Genomic DNA, 19,122 nt, shown 5'->3' with positions numbered 1-19,122 from the left:
GGCGCCGGTCAGTGCGTCGGGTCGTCGAGCTCGATCAGCATGCGGGTGTTGCCGAGGGTGTTCGGCTTCACGCGTGCGAGGTCGAGGAACTCGGCGACGCCGTCGTCGTGCGAGCGCAGCAGCTCGGCGTACACGTCGGGCGTGACGGGCGTGCCCTCGATCGCGTGGAACCCGTGCGCGGTGAAGAAGTCGACCTCGAACGTGAGGCAGAACAGCCGCCGCAGCCCGAGGTCGCGCGCGCGGTCGACGAGCGCGTCGAGCAGCAGGTGCCCGACGCCCTGACCGCGGTACGTCGGGTCGACGGCGAGCGTGCGGATCTCGGCGAGGTCCTGCCACATGACGTGCAGGGCCCCGCAGCCCACGACGGTCCCGTCGGGCGCCTCGGCGACGACGAACTCCTGCACGGCCTCGTAGTAGCCCACCCACTCCTTGGCCAGCAGGATGCGCTGGTCGGCGTAGGGCTGGACGAGGGCACGGATCGCGCGCACGTCGGCCGGGCGGGCGGACCGGATCGTGAGCTGGTCGGTCGTCACGCGGACACGGTAACCGGCACCCCCGGTCGCCGGTCCGGCAGGGTCACGCGCGTCGGGACCGCGGCGACCGGTGCGGCCGTCAGCGCAGCGCCCCCGCGCGGAGCCCCGGTTCCGCGCGGCCCGCCGGACCGGGGCGGTCGGCCCGGGCGTCGGCGTCGTCGAGGACGACGAGCGCGTGCCGCAGCTCGCCGAGGGCGCGCCGGGCGTCGACCGCGAGCGCCGCGAGGGCCGCGCGCCGGTCGGCGCCGCCGTCGCGGTAGCGGTAGGGCGGGGCGGTCTCGGCACGGGCGGCGACGAGCGAGATGCGCCGGGCGGCGGCGTCGGTGAGCTCGCGGGCGAGCCGCGCCCGTTCCGCGGCGGCGTCGTCGTCGGGGGCCGCGTCGGGCTCGCGCGGCCGGTCGACCATCCCGCCGACCGTCGCGATGGTGATGGCGACGAGGAGCAGGCCGAGCATCGCGGCGATCGACACGAGCTCGTCGCGGCCGTCCCCGACCGCGCTCGACCCGAGCGGTACGGACGCGATGATGTCGGACACGGTGAACCAGGCCGTGACGGCGACGGCCGCGGCGGCGGGCAGCAGCGCGCGACGCGGACCGCGGTGGGCGGCGACGGCCGCGACGGCGACGAGCCCGGCCCACCAGCCGAGGACGAACCAGCCCGTCCAGACGGTGGTCGCGAAGGGCATGAGGACGAGGACGGTCGCCCACCCGGGGTGGCGCCGGGCGACGAGCACACCGACGACGACGGCGGCGATCGCGGCGAGAAGCAGCGGCGACTGGAGCGGGGGGTGCGTGAGGTAGGCGCCACCGGGGACGAGGACGAGCTCGGGCGAGAGCGCGAGGCTCACGCCGACGACACCGGCGAGGACGCCGGCGAGCGGACCGGGTCGCGTGGCGACACGGTCGTGACCGCGTCGTGCGGCGCCGTCATAGCGCTGTGAGACTGCGTCGTCATCGGCCATGACACGATGGTGCCCTGCACCACCGACACCGCGCCACGCCCGTCCGCGCCCGGACGCTGTGACAACGTGAGCCAGCCGTCCAGAACCACCCGGACGAGTGACGAAGTCGCGTCACGCCTGCCGCGACGCGTCCCCCGACCGGCGCGACGCGAACCGCGCGACGGCGTAGAGCACGAGCCCGACGCCGAGCAGCACCCCGGCGAGCAGCCAGTGCCGCGCCTCCTGCTGCGTGAGCAGCCCGACGCAGGTCGCGGCCGCCAGCACGGGCAGGGGCGTCCACGCCCGGAAGTGCGGCTGCTCGACGCGGTCGCGCCGCAGCACGAGCACCGCGACGTTGGTGCTGAGGAAGACGAGCAGCAGGAGCAGCACGACGGTCGACGCGAGGTCGACGAGCGAGCCGGTCGTGGTGAGCACCATCGCGACGGCCGTCGTGACGACGATCGCGACGACGGGCGTCCGCCGGCCCGGCAGCACCCTCCCGAAGACGGACGGGAGCAGCCCCTCCTCGGCCATGCCGTACGCGAGCCGGCTGGCCATGATCATCGTGAGCAGCGCGCCGTTCGCGACGGCGACGAGGGCCACGACGGAGAACACCTCGAGCGGCACCCCGCCGGCCACGCGCACGACCTCGAGCAGCGGCCCGCTCGACGCCTGCAGGTCGGCGGGCGCGACGACCGCGGGCGCGACGATCCCCACGAGCACGTAGACGACCCCGGCCGTGAGCAGCGCGCCGAACAGCGCGCGCGGGTACGTGCGACGCACGTCGCGGACCTCCTCGGCGAGGTTCGCGGACGTCTCGAAGCCGACGAACGAGTAGAACGCGATGAGCGCACCGCCGAGGGTCGCGGCCGCGACGCCCGTGCCCTCGGGGAGCTCGGTCAGGCGCGACACGTCGCCGTCGCCGCGGCCGAGCACGATCGCCCCCAGCACGACGACCAGCACCAGCCCGCTGAGCTCGATCGCGGTCATGACGACGTTCGCGCGCAGCGACTCCTGGATCCCGCGCGCGTTGAGCGCGGCGACGAGCGCCAGGAAGACGAGGGCCGCGGGGACGGCGGGCACGTCGACGAAGACGCCGAGGTAGTCCCCGGTGAACGCGAGCGACAGCCCCGCCGCCGAGGTCACGCCCGCCGCGAGCATGCAGTAGCCGACGAGGAAGGACACGACCGGCCGCCCGAAGGCGCGCTGCGCGTAGACCGCCGACCCGCCGGCCCGCGGGTACTTCGTCACGAGCTCCGCGTACGACGCGGCCGTGAGCAGCGCCATGCCGAGCGCGACGAGCAGCGGCACCCACACCATGCCGCCCGCCTCGCCCGCGAGCTCGCCGACCAGGGCGTACACGCCCGCGCCGAGCACGTCGCCCAGGATGAACAGGAACAGCAGGCGGCCGGAGACGCTGCGCCGCAGACGCGTGGCGTCGACGTCGTCGGGTGCGGTGGCGGTGTCGGTCATCGGGCGAGTATCAGCACCGGGTGGCCGGTCCGCACGGCGAGCGGACCGGCCCGCGGCCGCGGCGGGGCGGCACGGCGTCCGGCCGGACGGGCGCCGCGGCGCTGCGGCCGGTCGGTGTCGACGGCTCGGCCGCGTCGAGCAGCCCGGTCAGGCGTGCGTCGCGCGGCTGCGACGTGGTGGCGGCGGCTCGGCCGCGTCGAGCAGCCCGGTCGCGGTGAGCTCGTCGACGACGAGGTCCGTCACGACCCCCGCGCGCAGCGCGGCGAGCAGCGGCGCGACCTTGTTGTCCCCCGCGACGACGCACACCCGACGCGGCACGCGCTGCAGCTCCTCGGGCGTCGGGCCCGTCGCACGTTCGTTCAGGTGCACGTCCTGCCACGACCCGTCGGCGCGCAGGAAGACCGTGCAGACGTCACCGACGACGCCCTCGTCGTGCAGCAGGCGCACGTCGGCGTCGTCGAGGTAGCCGGCGGAGTACACGTGCGACGGGACCGCGCCCGCCACGGCCCCCACCGAGAAGACGGCGATGTCCGCGCGCCGCTGCATGTCGAGGACGCGCATGACCGAGCGCTCGCGCCACATCGCGCGCTTGGTGTCGGGGTAGTCGAAGAACGCGGGCACCGAGAAGTGGTGCACGGCCGCGCCGAACGCGGTGCCGAACGAGGAGATGAGGTCGGACGCGTACTCGATCCCGGACGTGCGCATGTTCGCGGCGCCGTTGAGCTGCACGACGTGCGACCCGCGCGTCGGCTTGGGCGTGAGGTAGCGGGACACCGACGCGAGCGTCGTCCCCCAGGCCACGCCCATGACCATGTCCGAGTCGAACCACGACGAGAGCAGGCGTGCCGCGGTCATCGACACCTGGTCGAGCCGCTCGATGTGCGACGCGGAGTCCGGCACCGGCACGACGTAGGCGTCGACGCCGAACGTGGCGGCCACCGACCGCCCCAGCCCGGGTGCACGTGTGCTCGCGGGGCGCAGCGTGATCTCCACGAGGCCGGCCTGCCGTGCACGTTTGATGAGTCGCGAGACGGTCGACCGGGACGTCCCGAGGTGCCGCGCGATGACCTCCATCTTGAGGTCCTGCAGGTAGTACATGGACGCCGCACGCAGGACGTCCTGCTCCCGCTCGACGTACATGGACCCCTCCTCTCCCGGACGCCTGTGCATGCACGTTTGTGCACCCCGGTTGCGCGTCCGTTCGCCCCGTGATGACGATAGCGAGCGGCCACGGGCGCAGCGATCCGAGGCAGACGAATCACCCGGGGGACGAGAACCACATGCGGACAGCACCACTGACGGTCCAGGCACGCCAGGACGCGCTCGACGTCATGCGCGCGAGCGGCGAGCGCGGCAACGAGCTCGACGTGCTGGTCATCGGGGGCGGTGTGACCGGCGCGGGCATCGCGCTCGACGCCGTGACCCGCGGCCTGTCGACGGCCGTCGTCGAGGCGCAGGACTGGGCGAGCGGCACGTCGAGCCGGTCCAGCAAGCTCGTGCACGGCGGGCTGCGGTACCTGCAGATGCTCGACTTCCACCTGGTGCGCGAGGCGCTCACCGAGCGCGACCTGCTCATCAACACGCTCGCGCCGCACCTCGTGAAGCCCGTCTCGTTCCTGTACCCGCTCGAGAACCGCGTCTGGGAGCGCGCGTACGTCGGCGCGGGCGTCCTGCTCTACGACACGCTCGCCACGGTCAACGGCTCCAAGCGCGCGATGCCGATGCACCAGCACCTGTCCCGCAAGGGCATGGAGCGGCTGTTCCCCGACCTGCGGCACGACGCGGCGGTCGGCGCAGTCCGGTACTGGGACGCGAGCGTCGACGACGCGCGCCTCGTCGAGACCCTGATCCGCACGGCCGTGTCGTACGGCGCGCACGCCGCGAGCCGCACCCAGGTGCTCGACCTGCACACCACGACGGGCGGCGCGGTGACCGGCGCCGAGCTCGTCGACCTCGAGACGGGCGAGCACCTCGACGTCCGGGCCCGCGCGGTCATCAACGCGACAGGCGTCTGGACCGAGGAGACGGAGAGCCTCGCCGGTACCGAGGGCGGCCTGCGCGTGCTCGCCTCCAAGGGCATCCACATCGTCGTGCCGCGCAGCCGCATCGCGGGCAACACCGGCCTGATCCTCCAGACCGAGAAGTCGGTGCTGTTCATCATCCCGTGGTCCCGCTACTGGGTGATCGGCACGACCGACACCCCGTGGGAGCAGGACCTCGTGCACCCCGTCGCGACGAGCGCGGACATCGACTACGTCATCGAGCACGCGAACGCCGTGCTGTCCCGGCCGATCAGCCGCGACGACGTCATCGGCACCTGGGCGGGCCTGCGGCCGCTCCTGCAGCCGCACGTCAAGGAGGGCACGTCGTCGGCCAAGGTGTCGCGCGAGCACACCGTCGCGTCCCCGACGCCCGGCCTGACCGTCATCGCCGGTGGCAAGCTCACGACGTACCGCGTCATGGCGAAGGACGCCGTCGACTTCGCGATCGGCTCGCGCGCCACGAGCCTGCCGTCGCTCACGCACGACCTGCCGCTCGTCGGCGCCGAGGGCCTGCGCGTGTTCCAGCGCCAGGCGAAGGCCATCGGCGCGAAGTACGGCTGGGACCGGCCGCGCATGGACCACCTGCTGCACCGGTACGGCTCGCTGCTCGGGGAGCTCATCGACCTCGTCGACGCCGAGCCGGCGCTCGCCGAGCCGCTGAAGAACGCACCCGCGTACATCGGTGCCGAGATCGTCTACGCCGTCAGCCACGAGGGTGCCCTGCACCTCGACGACGTGATGATGCACCGCACCCGGCTCAACTACGAGCAGGCCGACAAGGGCGTGGGCGCGCTCGACGAGATCGTCGACCTCATCGCCCCCGTCCTGGGCTGGGACGAGCGCACGCGCAGCAAGGAGATCGCCGCGTACACCGCGCGCGCCGAGGCCGAGGACGCCGCCGCGCAGGAGCACGACGACGCGGCGGCCGAGCAGGTGCGCCTGCGCGCCGCCGACCTGGCGCCGATGCGCCGCCTGGACGACGTGGTCGAGGCCGGGACCAAGCCCGGCTCGCCGCGCGGCCGCGGATCGGCCGGTCCGGCCGGCACCTGAGCACCACCCCAGACTCCCCGCGGCCCGTGCGCGGGGTGCACGTGACAACGACGTCTCGTCAACAGAAGGGATAGGCCGTGGGCACACTCATGTCCCAGGCGTTCGTCTCCGAGATCTTCGGTACCGCGATGCTGATCCTGCTCGGCGCCGGTGTGGTGGCGAACGTGATCCTGCCCGGCACGAAGGGCTTCGGCGGCGGCTGGCTCCTCATCAACTTCGGATGGGGTCTCGCCGTCTTCGCCGGTGTCTACACCGCCTTCAAGTCGGGCGCCCACCTCAACCCCGCCGTCACGATCGGTCTGTTCACGGCCGACCAGCCGTTCTACAGCAAGACGGGGCCAGAAGACATCGTCACCGCCTCGATCGCCCCGACCGTCGGCAACATGCTCTGGTACTGGCTCGCGCAGATGATCGGCGCGTTCGTCGGTGCCGTCCTCGCCTGGCTGGCCTACAAGAAGCACTTCGACCAGGAGGCCGAGCCGGGCATCAAGCTCGCGGTCTTCTCCACCGGTCCGGCCCTGCGGTCGTACGCGTGGAACTTCGTCACCGAGGTCATCGCGACCTTCGTGCTGGTCTTCGTCGTCCTCGCGTTCGGACCGACGCCGTCCGGCCTCGGCCCGCTCGCGGTCGCGCTGCTCGTCGTGGGCATCGGCGCGAGCCTCGGCGGACCCACCGGCTACGCCATCAACCCGGCGCGTGACCTCGGCCCGCGCATCGCGCACGCCGTCCTCCCGATCCCCGGCAAGGGCGGGGGCGACTGGTCGTACTCGTGGGTCCCGGTGCTCGGGCCCCTCGTCGGCGGTGTCCTCGCGGGACTCGTCGGCGCCGCCTACCTCTACTGACCGCGGCCTCGACCGAAAGGCAGACCCCCATGCCCGACACGCAGTACGTCCTGGCGATCGACCAGGGCACCACCAGCTCCCGCGCGATCGTCTTCGACCACGGCGGCCAGATCGTCGCCGTCGGCCAGAAGGAGCACGAGCAGATCTTCCCCAGAGCGGGGTGGGTCGAGCACGACCCCGAGGAGATCTGGGTCAACGTCCGTGAGGTCGTCGGCCTCGCCCTGACCCGTGCGAACCTGACGCACCGCGACATCGCGGCCGTCGGCATCACCAACCAGCGCGAGACGGCCGTCGTCTGGGACCGCACCACCGGCAAGCCGGTCTACAACGCGATCGTCTGGCAGGACACGCGCACGCAGAAGATCGCCGACGAGCTGGGGGCGCTCGGCGGTGGTGCGGACCGCTACAAGGACCGCGTCGGCCTGCCGCTCGCGACGTACTTCTCCGGCCCGAAGATCAAGTGGATCCTCGACAACGTCGACGGTGCGCGCGAGAAGGCCGAGCGCGGCGACCTCGCGTTCGGCAACACCGACGCGTGGGTGCTGTGGAACATGACGGGCGGCGTCGACGGCGGCGTGCACGTCACCGACGTCACCAACGCGTCCCGCACGATGCTCATGAACCTCGACACGCTGTCGTGGAACGAGGAGATCGCGGGCGAGATGGGCATCCCGCTGTCGATGCTCCCCGAGATCCGGTCGTCGTCCGAGGTCTACGGCAACGGCCGTGAGGGCGGCATGGTGCCCGGTGTCCCGATCGCCGGCATCCTCGGCGACCAGCAGGCGGCGACGTTCGGGCAGGCGTGCTTCGAGGTCGGCACGGCCAAGAACACGTACGGCACCGGCAACTTCATGCTGCTCAACACCGGCACGAAGCCCATCCCGTCGAAGAACGGCCTGCTCACCACGCTCTGCTACAAGATCGGCGACGCCGACCCGGTCTACGCCCTCGAGGGCTCGATCGCGGTCACCGGGTCGCTCGTGCAGTGGCTGCGCGACAACCTCGGGATCATCTCGTCGGCGCCCGAGATCGAGCAGCTCGCGGCGACCGTCGAGGACAACGGCGGCGCGTACTTCGTGCCCGCCTTCTCGGGCCTGTTCGCGCCGTACTGGCGGGCGGACGCGCGCGGTGCGCTCGTCGGGCTCACGCGGTACGTCAACAAGGGCCACATCGCCCGCGCCGCGCTGGAGGCCACCGCCTTCCAGACGCGCGAGGTGCTCGACGCGATGAACGCCGACTCGGGCGTGGACCTCACCGAGCTCAAGGTCGACGGCGGCATGGTCGCCAACGACGCGCTCATGCAGTTCCAGGCCGACATCCTCGGCGTGCCCGTCATCCGGCCGAAGGTCGCCGAGACCACCGCCCTCGGCGCCGCGTACGCCGCGGGCATCGCCGTCGGGTACTGGTCCGGCGAGCAGGACGTCATCGACAACTGGGCCGAGGACAAGCGCTGGGAGCCGAACGCCGACGAGGCCGAGCGCGACCGCCAGTACCGCCTGTGGAAGAAGGCCGTCACCAAGACCTTCGACTGGGTCGACGACGACGTGCAGTAGGACGTCACGGGAGGACGGACGCGGCACCGGGGCAGCCGCGACCGTCACGAGGGCCGGGTGGACCGCAGGCCACCCGGCCCTCGGCGTGCCCGGGACGACGAGGGCCCGGGCATGGATCGCGTTTCCGACGACGGACCCCGCCCTCGCTCGTCGTGGGTGGTCGACGGCAGCATGGGCGGCGGACCCGCGGCCGTGTGCGCCGGGGGCCGCGGAGGAGACGACGATGACGTGGTGGATCTGCCGGACGTGCGCGGTCGAGAGCGCCGAGCGGTCCGACGTGTGCCCCATCTGCGCCGACGAGCGGCAGTGGGTGCCCGTGACGGGCCAGGAGTGGACGACGCTCGACGACCTGCGGTCCGAGGGGCACGGCGTCGCGGTCCGCGAGCTCGAGCCCGACCTCTTCGGCCTGACGGTCGCGCCCGGCGTGGGGATCGCGCAGGAGTCGAAGCTGCTGCGCACACCCACCGGGATGCTGCTGTGGGACCCGCTCGGCTACGTCGACGACGCCGCGGTCGCGGCGGTCCGCGCGCTCGGCGACGTGGTCGCGGTCGCGGCGTCGCACCCGCACATGTTCGGCGTGCAGGTCGAGTGGAGCCGTGCGCTCGGCGGGGTGCCGGTGCTCGTGTCCGCGGCGGACGCGGGCTGGGTGCAGCGGCCGGACCCGTGCATCGAGACGTGGGAGGGCGAGCGCGAGGCGCTGCCCGGCGTCGTGCTGTCCCAGCCCGGCGGGCACTTCGCCGGCAGCGCGGTCGTGCACTGGGCCGCAGGTGCCGAGGGCCGCGGCGTGCTGCTGTCGGGCGACACGATCTTCGCGAACCCCGACCGCACCGCGTCGTTCATGCGGTCCTACCCGAACCGCATCCCGCTGTCCGGCGCGGTCGCGCTGCGCGTCGCGGCGCACGTCGCGCGGCGGCCGTTCGACCGGCTCTACAACAACTTCGACGGCGTCATCCCCGCCGACGCGTCGGCCGTCGTGCAGCGGTCCGCCGAACGGCACGCCGCCTGGACCCGCGGCGACTTCGACGACCTCACCTGACGCGCGCGAACCGCGTCGCCGACATACCGTCGGGGTGGGCGGACGCCCGTCGAACGGCGGAGCGACCGCACGGCCGCTCCCAGGAAGAGGGAGCACCCATGAGCAGCCCGATCCCCGACCCCGGCCGCGTGCCCGACTCGCCCGCGTTCGACGACCTCCCGCCCGACGACCCCCGTCGCGAGGAGGACCCGTTGCCGAGCGACGCGCCGCCCGCACCGGACGCGCCCGGCGTGCCGGACCGCGGGGACCTCGGTCCGACGACGTCGGCCGGGGAGCCGCCCGACTGACCCCGAGGAGCCATCATGTGGGCCTTCCTGATGCGCCGCGTGCGCACCGTCCTGATCGCCGCCGTCGTCGTGCCCGTCGTCTCCGGCGTGGCCGGCAAGATCGCCACCCGTGTCGAGCGGGCGCAGGGCGGTCCCACGCTCGTCTCGCGCGGCCTGCGCCTCGTCGAGTCCACGGGCCGCCGGGCGCGCCGCGCGCTCGCCTGAGAGACGCCCGGCGGCGAGTCAGGTGATTTTCTTCCGACCGCCGCCCGCGGCGCGTCAGCTGAAGTACGCGCCGCCGTTGACGTCGAGCACGGCACCGGTGACGAACGCGGCACCGTCGGACACGAGGTAGAGCACGGCCTCCGCGACGTCGTCCGGGACACCCGCGCGGCCGACGGCCGCCGCCGCCACCGCGGCGCGCTGCGCCGGCTCGGGCGTGTGCGTCGCGTGGAACGGGGTGTGCGCGACGAACCCCGGCGCGACCGCGTTGACGGTGATCCGCCGCGGGCCGAGCTCGCGCGCGAGGGCGCGCGTGAACCCCTCGAGCGCGGCTTTCGCGGTCGTGTACGCGACCATGCCCGTGCCGCCGCCGCTGCGCGCCGCCTGCGCGCCGATGCTCACGACGCGGCCGCCGTCGGGCATGACCGCGAGCGCCGCGCGCGTCGCGTAGAACACCGACGACAGGTTGAGGTCCAGCACGTGGTGCCAGTGGGCGTCGTCCATCGCCGCCAGCGTGCGCCGCTCGACGATGCCGCCGACGTTGTTGACCAGCACGTCGATCCCGCCGCCGAGCGCGTCGGCCGCCGTGCTGACCGCCTTGTCGACGTCCCACGAGTGCCGGGCGTCGACCTGCACGGCGGTCGCCGAGCGCCCCTCCTCCTGGATCTCCGCGACGACGTGCGCCGGGTCGTGGGACAGGTGCGTGACCGCGACGTCCGCCCCTGCGCGGGCCAGCGCGACGGCCACCGCGCGGCCGATCCCGCTCGCGCCGCCCGTCACGAGCGCGCGCCGCCCCTTGAGCCCTTCGTCCACCGTCGTCCTCCTCGACCCGCTCGTGACGGGTGCCCGCCGGCCGGGGAGCCCGGTTCTGCCCCGGTGTCGCTGGCGGAACGGTATCGAGGCGCTTCGCCCCAGGAACAGCCCGGACGTCCTTTTCGTCCGTCCGGTCGACACCCACCCGGTCCAACGTCCGTCGCGCCGGCCCCGCTCGCCGTGCTGCTGCGCGCGCCGCGAGGCCACGCCCGGCGTGTCCCGCGTCCCCGCCGACCGGCCCACCCGAGCGTCCGGCGGTGTCGGCCGGGGCCGGTAACGTCGCCGTCCATGCGTCTGGCCACCTGGAACATCAACTCGATCCGCGCGCGCACCGAGCGCGCCGTGTCCTTCCTCGAGCGCAGCGGCGTCGACGTCCTCGCGCTGCAGGAGACGAAGTGCAAGGACGAGCAGTTCCCGCGCGAGCCGTTCGAGGCGCTCGGCTACGAGGTCGCGACCGCCGGGTTCAGCCAGTGGAACGGCGTCGCGATCGTGTCGCGCGTCGGCATCGAGGACGTCGAGACCGGCTTTCCCGGCATGCCGACGTGGGGCGACCCGGCCGTCGCCGAGGCACGGGCGCTCGGCGCGACGTGCGGCGGGGTGCGCGTCTGGAGCCTGTACGTGCCGAACGGGCGGGAGATCGACGACCCGCACTACGCCTACAAGCTCGACTGGCTCGCGCGGCTCCGGGACGCCGCCGCCGGGTGGCTCGCCGCGGACCCGCACGCACCGTTCGCGCTCGTCGGGGACTGGAACATCGCGCCGCTCGACACCGACGTCTGGGACCCCGCCTGGTTCGCGGGTCGCACGCACGTCACGCCCGCCGAGCGCGCCGCGTTCACGGCGCTCGCCGAGGCCGGGCTCACCGAGGTGTCCCGCGAGCACCTCCCGGCCGAGCACACGTACACCTACTGGGACTACCAGCAGCTGCGCTTCCCGCGGAACCAGGGCATGCGCATCGACCTCACGTACGCGTCTCCCGCGCTCGCCGCCCGGGTCACCGGGGCGACGATCGTGCGCGACGAGCGCAAGGGCAAGGCGCCGTCCGACCACGTCCCCGTGGTGCTCGAGATCGCGGACCGGGCGACCACCTGAGCAGGGGGATCCGCGCGTCGGCGCGGTCGGCTAGGTTGCGGCCATGAGCAACGAGCCGGGCGGGCCCACGCCCGAGCACAACCCCTTCGCCGCCCCGGACGACCGGACGCCGTCGGACGCGCCGACCCGGCCCCTGCCTCCCCCGCCGAGCGGGTACGAGGCCGTGCCGACATCCGCCGGGCCTGTGACCGGTCCGTCACCGGCCGGCCCTCCGCCGGGGCAGGGTCCGGGCCAGCCGCCGTCCGGCGCGCAGCCGCCTGAGCAGCCGTACGGGCAGCCCTACGGCCAGCAGCCGCACGGGTACGGCGCGACGGGACAGCCGCCCAGCCGGGCGGACCAGCCGTACGGGCAGCCGCAGGCGTACGGACAGCCGCAGGCGTACGGGCAGCCGCAGGCGTACGGACAGCCGCAGGCGTACGGACAGCCCGGGTACGGCCAGCAGGCCGGATACGGCGCGCCGACGGCGTACGGCGGCTACGGACAGCCCGGCTACGCGCCCGCGACCCGCTCCACCGACGGCCTCGCGGTCGCGTCGATCGCCACCAGCGCGGGCGGGCTCCTGCTCACGGCGGGCCTGCTGTCCCCCGTCGGCCTCGGGCTCGGCATCGCGTCGCTGCGCCGCATCAGGCGGACCGGTCAGGAGGGGCGCGGTCTGGCGATCGCGGGCGTCGTGGTCGGCGCGATCGGGACGGTGCTCCTCGTCCTCGGCGTGATCGTCGGCCTCATCCTGTTCGCGCGCGTCGCGACGGACGACACCGTCCAGTCGGCGCTCGACGACCTCGGGGAGACCGTCGACGAGGGCCAGCCGGGACCTGACACGTCGGGCGACCTCGGCTACTGGGAGCTCCGGACGGACCTGCCGGTCGGCACGTGCCTCGCCGAGTACCCCAACCAGTACGACATGAGCGACGCCGAGGTCGTGCCGTGCTCCGAGCCGCACAGCACCGAGATCGTCACGCAGGTCCAGCTCGACGGTCCGATCGTCGACGACGTGGACGACCCGGCCTACGACGCCGCGGTCGACGTGTGCTTCACCGCGATCGACTCGCGCGCCCCCGGCCTCTTCGACGTCGGCGGGTTCCCCGACGTGTACTACCCGCACCCCGACGACTTCGACCAGGCGGGCGGCTCGACCGCCCTGTGCACGTACACCGCGGACGAGTCGAACCTCACCGGCTCGATCGTCGTGGGGGACGTGCAGGTCGCCGGGCAGGGGGTCGGCTCCTGAACGAGCCGCTCGCGCAGGGGGACGACTACCCCGAGCCGTACTACGCCCCGGGCTGGGAGGACGCCCCCGCGCGACGTGAGCCGCTCGCGGGGTGGGCGCTCGCCGGGGGCGTGCTGCTGATCGGCCCGCTCGCGCTGGTCCTCGGGATCCTCGCGCTGCGGCGGACGTCCGCGCACGGCACGCGGGGCCGCGGCATGGCGGTCGCCGCGATCGTGCTCGGCGCGCTGGCGACGCTCGGCGTCGTCGTGGCCGTCGTCGTGGGGTTCGTGACCGCGCAGGCCACGCGTCCCCTGCCGGGCGACGTGGGGTCGGCGCGCGACGCGCACGCGGTGCAGCTCGTGACGGGCACGTGCGTCGAGGAGCTGCCGGCCGACGGGTCCGTCGACGTGGTGCGCGTCGTGCCGTGCGCGCAGCCGCACGAGGCGCAGGTCGTCACGGAGTACGACTTCGCGGGGAACGCGGTGTGGCCGGGGCAGCAGGCCGCCGACGCGCGTGTCGCGCGAGCCTGCGTGCTGGACGACGACGAGACGGCGGCAGGCGTGCGTCCGGTGACGTGGGCGCCCACCGAGCAGGGCTGGGCGCGGGGTGACCGGCGCGGGCTGTGCCTCGCCGTGGTCGACGGCGGGGGCGTGACCGGGTCGTTCCTGGACGGGTCGGCGACGCTGCCCTGAGCGGGCACGCGGCGGCGCGCCGCGGCGTCAGCCGCGGTCGGGCACGGTCCGGCGACGGCGGGTGCGCGTCCAGACGAACCGGCCGACGAGCCACGCGAGGATCGCGTAGACCAGCCAGTTGAGCCAGTCGCTGTACCGCCCGATGTCCTCCCAACGGTCGCCGAGGGCGTACCCGGCGAGGATCAGGCCGGCGTTCCAGACGCCCGAGCCGATCACCGTGAAGACGCTGAACCGCAGCAGGGGCATCCGTTCGACGCCCGCGGGGATCGAGACGAGGCTGCGCACGACGGGCACGCACCGCCCGACCAGCACGGCGGCGCCGCCGTGCCGCTCGAACCAGCCCTCGGACCGGTCGAGGTCCTCGACCTCGACGAGCGGCACCTTGCCGAGCCAGCGCCGCAGCCGGACCCGCCCGACGCTCACGCCGATCCCGTACAGGACCCACGCTCCGATCAGCGAGCCGAGCGTCGACGCGACGACCGCCCAGACCAGCGACATCTGCCCCTGGCTCGCGACGTACCCGGCGACGGGCAGCACGACCTCGGACGGCAGCGGCGGGAAGACGTTCTCGAGCGCGACGAGCAGGCCGACGCCCACGGGTCCGAGCGCGGCGATCACCGAGACGACCCACCCGACGAGGCCGGTGAGCTCGGCCTCCGAGGTGGCGGTACCGAGGCTCGCGTGGGGTCCGAGACCGGCGGCCAGGTGCAGGGGGGACCTCATCGGTCCGATGCTGTCATCCGGTCGGCGCGGGCGCCCGGCGGGCGGCGGGTCACTCGCCGGGGTAGACGACGCCCAGCTGGCGGCGGGCCTCGTCGGTCGTCTCGAGGATGCGGACCGTCTCGGCCAGGGGAAGCAGCGGCGAGTCGGTGCGCCCCTCGGCGACGTAGGTCGCGAACGCCGCGGCCTGGAACGCGAGCCCGCCGTACCCGGTGACGCGGTTCGCGTCCCAGCGGGCGGTGCGGTCGCCGACCGTCACGGTGAGCGCGGACGGCACGTACGCGGACTCGTCGACGGCGACGTGGCCGAGCGACCCGTGCACCGCGGTCGTCTGGCCGGTCGCGGTGAGCATCGACGTGAACAGCTGCGCCTGCGCCGCGCCGTACGCGACCTGGAGGCTGGCCTGCGCGTCGACCCCGGTCGACGTGAGCGAGCCCGTGGCCTGCACGGCCGACGGCGCGACGCCGAGACCCGCGTGGCGGGCGACGAACGACGCGAACGCGACCGGGTACACCCCGAGGTCGAGCAGCACGCCGCCCGCGAGCGCCGGGTCGACCAGCCGGTGCGTGGGGTCGACCTCGGCGCGGACCGCGAAGTCTCCGGTGACGCGGTGGACGTCGCCGAGCACGCCGTCGTCCAGCAGCTGCCGCAGGACGTCCGTGTGCGGCAGGTACCGCGTCCACATCGCCTCCATGAGCAGCACGCCCGCCTCGCGCGCGGCGTCGACGAGGTCGCGCGCCTCGGCGGCGTTGCGTGTGAAGGCCTTCTCGACGAGGACGTGCTTGCCGGCGCGCAGCGCGAGCAGGGCCTGCTCGTGGTGGTGGCTGTGCGGGCTCGCGACGTAGACGGCGTCGATCTCCGGGTCGCCGACGAGCGCCTCGTAGGACCCGTGCGCGCGCTCGACGCCGTGCTCGTCGGCGAACGCCTGCGCCCGCTCGACGGACCGCGACCCGGCGGCGACGAGCCGCTGGCGGGTGTGCTCACGGACGGCCGTCGCCCAGCGCCCGGCGATGTAGCCGGGCGCGAGGATCCCCCAACGCAGCGGCGGGGCGTCGGCGGGGTCGGGCGTGCGCGGGTCGGGGAGGTGCAGGTCGGCGGACATCGGGCCAGCGTGCCAGACGCACGGCGGACGAGCAGTCGGAGCCCAGGGACGCGCACCCCGAGGGCTCGGACGTCGTCACACCGGCGTCGTCAGGACGCGGCGGCCCCGGACGCCGTGCGCAGGTCGGCGACCAGGGCGGCGAGCGCGGCGGTGCGGTCGACGTCGTCGCGGAGGCGCAGGATCGACGACGGGTGCGCGGTGACGACGACGCGGGCGCCGGCCTCGTCGAGCACACGCCCGCGGACGTCCCCGACCGTGACGTCGTGCCCGAGGACCGCGCGCGCGGCGGTGGCCCCGAGCGCGACGACGACGCGCGGGCGGACGGCGGCGAGCTCGGCGGTGAGCCACGGCAGGCACGCGCGGATGTGCGCGACGGCCGGGGTCTTGTGGATCCGGCGCTGGCCGCGCTCGTCGAACCGGAAGTGCTTGACGGCGTTCGTCAGGTAGACGTCGTCGCGCGCGATGCCGGCCTCGTCGAGCGCGCGATCGAGCATGCGCCCGGCGGGGCCGACGAACGGCTCACCCTCGCGGTCCTCGCGGTCGCCGGGCTGCTCGCCGACGAGCGCGAGCCGCGCGGTCGGCGAGCCCGTCGAGAACACGACCTGCGTCGCGGGTGCCCACAGCTCGCACCCCCGGCACGCGGGGGCCGCGGCGGCCAGGGTGTCGACGTCGGCGCCGTCGGGCACCCACTGCTGGGCTCCGGGGCGGTCGGGATCGGGTCGGGCCACGTCGGCCTCCGTCGTCGGGCGTCCGTGCGGCCTCCTCACACCGGTCCAGCGTCCCGCCGTGCCGCCGCGCGTGCACGACGACGCCCGGCGCCGCGTCACGAGGACGCGAGCACCGGGCGTCGGGTCGCCGCGGTCGCCGCGGTCGCGAGCGTCAGGCCGCGGACGTCACCGTCAGCGTGTCGCCGTCGCGGTCGACGCGGACGGTCTGCCCGTCGTGCACGTCGCCCGCGAGCAGCGAGCGCGCGAGCCGGTCGCCGATCTCCCGCTGGACGAGCCGCCGCAGCGGCCGCGCACCGTACGCGGGGTCGTACCCCTCGAGCGCGAGCCACTCGCGCGCGGCGGGCGTGACGTCGAGCGTGAGCCGACGGTCGGCGAGCCGGCGTGCCAGCGAGGCGACCTGCAGCTCGACGATGTGCCCGATCTCGTCGAGCGACAGCGGGTCGAACAGGACGACGTCGTCGAGCCGGTTCAGGAACTCCGGCTTGAACGCGGTACGCACGGCGCTCATCACGGCGTCCTTCTTCGCGTCGGCCGACAGCAGCGGGTCGACGAGGAACTGCGACCCCAGGTTCGACGTGAGCACGAGGATGACGTTGCGGAAGTCGACCGTGCGGCCCTGGCCGTCGGTGAGGCGGCCGTCGTCGAGCACCTGGAGCAGGACGTCGAAGACCTCGGGGTGCGCCTTCTCGACCTCGTCGAGCAGCACGACCGAGTACGGCCGGCGCCGCACGGCCTCGGTGAGCTGGCCGCCCTCCTCGTACCCGACGTACCCGGGAGGGGCACCGACGAGCCGCGCGACCGAGTGCTTCTCGGAGTACTCCGACATGTCGATGCGGACCATGGCCCGCTCGTCGTCGAAGAGGAAGTCCGCGAGCGCCTTGGCGAGCTCGGTCTTGCCGACACCCGTCGGCCCGAGGAACAGGAACGAGCCGGTCGGGCGGTCGGGGTCGGAGATGCCGGCCCGCGCGCGGCGGACCGCGTCGGACACCGCGGCGACGGCGGTGCGCTGACCGATGAGCCGCTCGCCGAGCACGTCCTCCATGCGCAGCAGCTTCGCGGTCTCGCCCTCCAGCAGCCGGCCGGCGGGGATGCCCGTCCACGCGGCGACGACCTCGGCGACCTCGTCGGGCCCGACCTTGTCGGCGATCATCGGCGTCCCCTCGGGCGCGAGCGCGTCGTCGGCGGCCTCCTCGGACGCCTCGGCCGCCGCGATCTCGCGCTCGAGCGACGGGATCTCGCCGTACTGGATGCGCGCCGCCGCCTCGAGGTCGCCCTCGCGCAGCAGCCGCTCGGCGTCGGTGCGCAGCGCGTCGAGCTTCGCCTTGAGGTCACCGACCAGGTTGTGGCCGGCCTTCTCCTTCTCCCACCGCGCGGTGAGCGACGCGAGGTCCTCGCGGCGGTCGGCGAGGTCCTTGCGCAGCCGCTCCAGGCGCTCGAGCGACGCGGGGTCGTCGGACTCCTGGAGGACGACCTCCTCCATCTCCAAGCGCGTGACGGCGCGCTGCAGCTCGTCGATCTCGACGGGCGAGGAGTCGAGCTCCATGCGCAGGCGCGACGCGGCCTCGTCGACCAGGTCGATCGCCTTGTCGGGCAGCTGGCGGCCGGTGATGTACCGGTCGGACAGCGTCGCGGCGGCGACGAGCGCGGCGTCGGAGATCGTCACCTTGTGGTGCGCCTCGTACCGCTCCTTGAGGCCGCGCAGGATCGCGACGGTGTCCTCGACGGACGGCTCGCCGACGAAGACCTGCTGGAACCGGCGCTCCAGGGCGGGGTCCTTCTCGATGCGCTCGCGGTACTCGTCGAGCGTCGTCGCGCCGACCAGGCGCAGCTCGCCGCGGGCCAGCATGGGCTTGAGCATGTTGCCCGCGTCCATCGCGCCCTCGGACCCGGCGCCCGCGCCGACGACGGTGTGCAGCTCGTCGATGAACGTGACGACCTGCCCCTCGGCGCCCGTGATCTCCGCGAGGACGGCCTTCAGCCGCTCCTCGAACTCACCCCGGTACTTGGCGCCCGCGACCATCGCCGCGAGGTCGAGGCTGACGAGCCGCTTGCCGCGCAGGGACTCCGGTACGTCGCCGGCGACGATGCGCTGCGCGAGGCCCTCGACGACGGCGGTCTTGCCGACGCCCGGCTCGCCGATGAGCACGGGGTTGTTCTTGGTGCGACGGCTCAGGACCTGGACCACGCGTCGGATCTCCGAGTCGCGACCGATGACGGGGTCGAGCTTGCCGTCCCGCGCACGCTGCGTGAGGTCGATGCCGTACTGCTCGAGCGCCTTGAACGTGCCCTCCGGGTTCGGGCTGGTCACGCGGCTGTTGCCGCGGACGTTCGGCAGCGCGGCCGCGAGCGCGTCGCGGCTGGCACCGGCGGAGCGCAGGGCGTCGGCGACGCCGGACTGCCCCGCAGCGAGGCCGAGCAGCAGGTGCTCGGTCGAGACGTAGTCGTCGCCGAGCGCGCGCGCCTCGGCCGACGCGGCCTCGAGCGCGGCGGCGGTGGCGCGCGACGCCGACGGCTGCGCGACCGTCTGGCCGGCCGACGACGGCAGGCCGACGAGGGTCGAGCGCACGGACCGGCCGAGCGCGGCGCGGTCGGCGCCGACGGCGTCGAGCAGCGCGTTCGCGACGCCGCCCTCCTGCTGGAGCAGGGCGTTGAGGACGTGCGCGGGCTCGAGCTGGGGGTTGCCGGCGGCCGACGCCTGCTGGATGGCGTCGCCGAGGGCCTCCTGCGAGCGGGTGGTGAACTTGGCGTCCACGGAATCTCCTGTCAGGACGGGATCGGGGTCTGCCCGACTCAACATCGACCAAAGTTGAG

Annotated in this window: 18 protein-coding genes; 9 read left to right on the top strand and 9 right to left on the bottom strand. The window is 74.1% G+C overall.

Annotated elements, in window-relative coordinates; translation table 11 throughout:
* Window positions 1-8: 8 nt before the first annotated feature.
* From OMK64_RS10360 to OMK64_RS10345, 4 genes are all read right to left on the bottom strand, one after another.
* Window positions 9-533, bottom strand: coding sequence for an amino-acid N-acetyltransferase (locus tag OMK64_RS10360; protein WP_272728098.1), 525 nt, complete (start codon window positions 531-533; stop codon window positions 9-11).
* A gap of 79 nt (window positions 534-612) precedes the next feature.
* Window positions 613-1,494, bottom strand: coding sequence for a histidine kinase (locus OMK64_RS10355; protein WP_272728096.1), 882 nt, complete (start codon window positions 1,492-1,494; stop codon window positions 613-615).
* 111 nt (window positions 1,495-1,605) lie between these two features.
* Window positions 1,606-2,946 carry an APC family permease gene (locus OMK64_RS10350; protein WP_272728094.1) on the bottom strand — a complete coding sequence of 447 codons (1,341 nt, stop codon included), beginning with the start codon at window positions 2,944-2,946 and terminating at the stop codon, window positions 1,606-1,608.
* Window positions 2,947-3,093: 147 nt separating this feature from the next.
* On the bottom strand, window positions 3,094-4,086 hold the full coding sequence (locus tag OMK64_RS10345) for a sugar-binding transcriptional regulator (protein ID WP_272728092.1): 993 nt from the start codon (window positions 4,084-4,086) through the stop codon (window positions 3,094-3,096).
* Window positions 4,087-4,226: 140 nt separating this feature from the next.
* Between OMK64_RS10345 and OMK64_RS10340 the strand changes: the two genes are divergently transcribed.
* The 6 genes from OMK64_RS10340 to OMK64_RS10315 all read left to right on the top strand — a co-directional run bounded on the left by OMK64_RS10340 (window position 4,227) and on the right by OMK64_RS10315 (window position 9,960).
* The gene (locus OMK64_RS10340; RefSeq protein WP_272728090.1) at window positions 4,227-6,038 is read left to right on the top strand and encodes a glycerol-3-phosphate dehydrogenase/oxidase; all 1,812 of its coding nucleotides are present in this window, start codon (window positions 4,227-4,229) and stop codon (window positions 6,036-6,038) included.
* 89 nt (window positions 6,039-6,127) lie between these two features.
* Window positions 6,128-6,880, top strand: coding sequence for an MIP/aquaporin family protein (locus tag OMK64_RS10335; protein ID WP_272728175.1), 753 nt, complete (start codon window positions 6,128-6,130; stop codon window positions 6,878-6,880).
* Between the two features lie 29 nt (window positions 6,881-6,909).
* Window positions 6,910-8,433: a glycerol kinase GlpK gene (gene glpK, locus OMK64_RS10330; RefSeq protein ID WP_272728088.1), complete on the top strand. Its 1,524-nt coding sequence runs from the start codon at window positions 6,910-6,912 to the stop codon at window positions 8,431-8,433.
* A 223-nt stretch (window positions 8,434-8,656) separates the two neighbouring features.
* Window positions 8,657-9,469: an MBL fold metallo-hydrolase gene (locus OMK64_RS10325; RefSeq protein ID WP_272728085.1), complete on the top strand. Its 813-nt coding sequence runs from the start codon at window positions 8,657-8,659 to the stop codon at window positions 9,467-9,469.
* Between the two features lie 98 nt (window positions 9,470-9,567).
* Entirely contained in the window at window positions 9,568-9,756 is a 189-nt protein-coding gene (locus OMK64_RS10320; RefSeq protein ID WP_272728083.1) for a hypothetical protein, read from the top strand.
* 15 nt (window positions 9,757-9,771) lie between these two features.
* Window positions 9,772-9,960 carry a hypothetical protein gene (locus OMK64_RS10315; protein WP_272728081.1) on the top strand — a complete coding sequence of 63 codons (189 nt, stop codon included), beginning with the start codon at window positions 9,772-9,774 and terminating at the stop codon, window positions 9,958-9,960.
* Between the two features lie 54 nt (window positions 9,961-10,014).
* Here the strand turns inward: OMK64_RS10315 and OMK64_RS10310 are convergent, their stop codons facing one another.
* Window positions 10,015-10,770: an SDR family NAD(P)-dependent oxidoreductase gene (locus OMK64_RS10310; RefSeq protein ID WP_272728079.1), complete on the bottom strand. Its 756-nt coding sequence runs from the start codon at window positions 10,768-10,770 to the stop codon at window positions 10,015-10,017.
* A 288-nt stretch (window positions 10,771-11,058) separates the two neighbouring features.
* On the opposite strand from OMK64_RS10310, the gene OMK64_RS10305 reads away from it, so the two are divergent.
* Genes OMK64_RS10305 through OMK64_RS10295 form a run of 3 tightly spaced genes read left to right on the top strand, consistent with a single transcriptional unit; the run spans window position 11,059 to window position 13,761 of the window.
* Window positions 11,059-11,862, top strand: a complete 804-nt coding sequence (locus tag OMK64_RS10305) for an exodeoxyribonuclease III (protein ID WP_272728077.1) — start codon at window positions 11,059-11,061, stop codon at window positions 11,860-11,862.
* A 43-nt stretch (window positions 11,863-11,905) separates the two neighbouring features.
* A complete protein-coding gene (locus tag OMK64_RS10300) occupies window positions 11,906-13,090 on the top strand; it encodes a DUF4190 domain-containing protein (protein ID WP_272728075.1) in 1,185 nt (394 codons plus the stop codon).
* Window positions 13,003-13,761 (top strand): DUF4190 domain-containing protein, encoded by a 759-nt coding sequence (locus OMK64_RS10295; protein ID WP_374694082.1) that lies wholly within the window; start codon window positions 13,003-13,005, stop codon window positions 13,759-13,761. Before OMK64_RS10300 ends, OMK64_RS10295 begins: the two co-directional genes overlap by 88 nt.
* Window positions 13,762-13,788: 27 nt before the next feature.
* Here OMK64_RS10295 and OMK64_RS10290 read toward each other — a convergent pair whose 3' ends face one another.
* The 4 genes from OMK64_RS10290 to clpB form a co-directional block, all read right to left on the bottom strand.
* On the bottom strand, window positions 13,789-14,484 hold the full coding sequence (locus OMK64_RS10290; protein WP_272728071.1) for a DedA family protein: 696 nt from the start codon (window positions 14,482-14,484) through the stop codon (window positions 13,789-13,791).
* 49 nt (window positions 14,485-14,533) lie between these two features.
* Window positions 14,534-15,583: a Gfo/Idh/MocA family protein gene (locus OMK64_RS10285; protein WP_272728069.1), complete on the bottom strand. Its 1,050-nt coding sequence runs from the start codon at window positions 15,581-15,583 to the stop codon at window positions 14,534-14,536.
* 89 nt (window positions 15,584-15,672) lie between these two features.
* Window positions 15,673-16,311: a UdgX family uracil-DNA binding protein gene (locus OMK64_RS10280; protein WP_272728067.1), complete on the bottom strand. Its 639-nt coding sequence runs from the start codon at window positions 16,309-16,311 to the stop codon at window positions 15,673-15,675.
* Window positions 16,312-16,462: 151 nt separating this feature from the next.
* Window positions 16,463-19,063, bottom strand: a complete 2,601-nt coding sequence (gene clpB / locus OMK64_RS10275) for an ATP-dependent chaperone ClpB (RefSeq protein ID WP_272728064.1) — start codon at window positions 19,061-19,063, stop codon at window positions 16,463-16,465.
* Window positions 19,064-19,122 lie beyond the last annotated feature (59 nt).

Origin of the sequence: Cellulomonas fimi (genome assembly GCF_028527925.1) — a bacterium.
GTDB classification, from domain to species: domain Bacteria; phylum Actinomycetota; class Actinomycetes; order Actinomycetales; family Cellulomonadaceae; genus Cellulomonas; species Cellulomonas fimi_C.
This window is presented reverse-complemented; position numbering and strand designations above follow the sequence as displayed.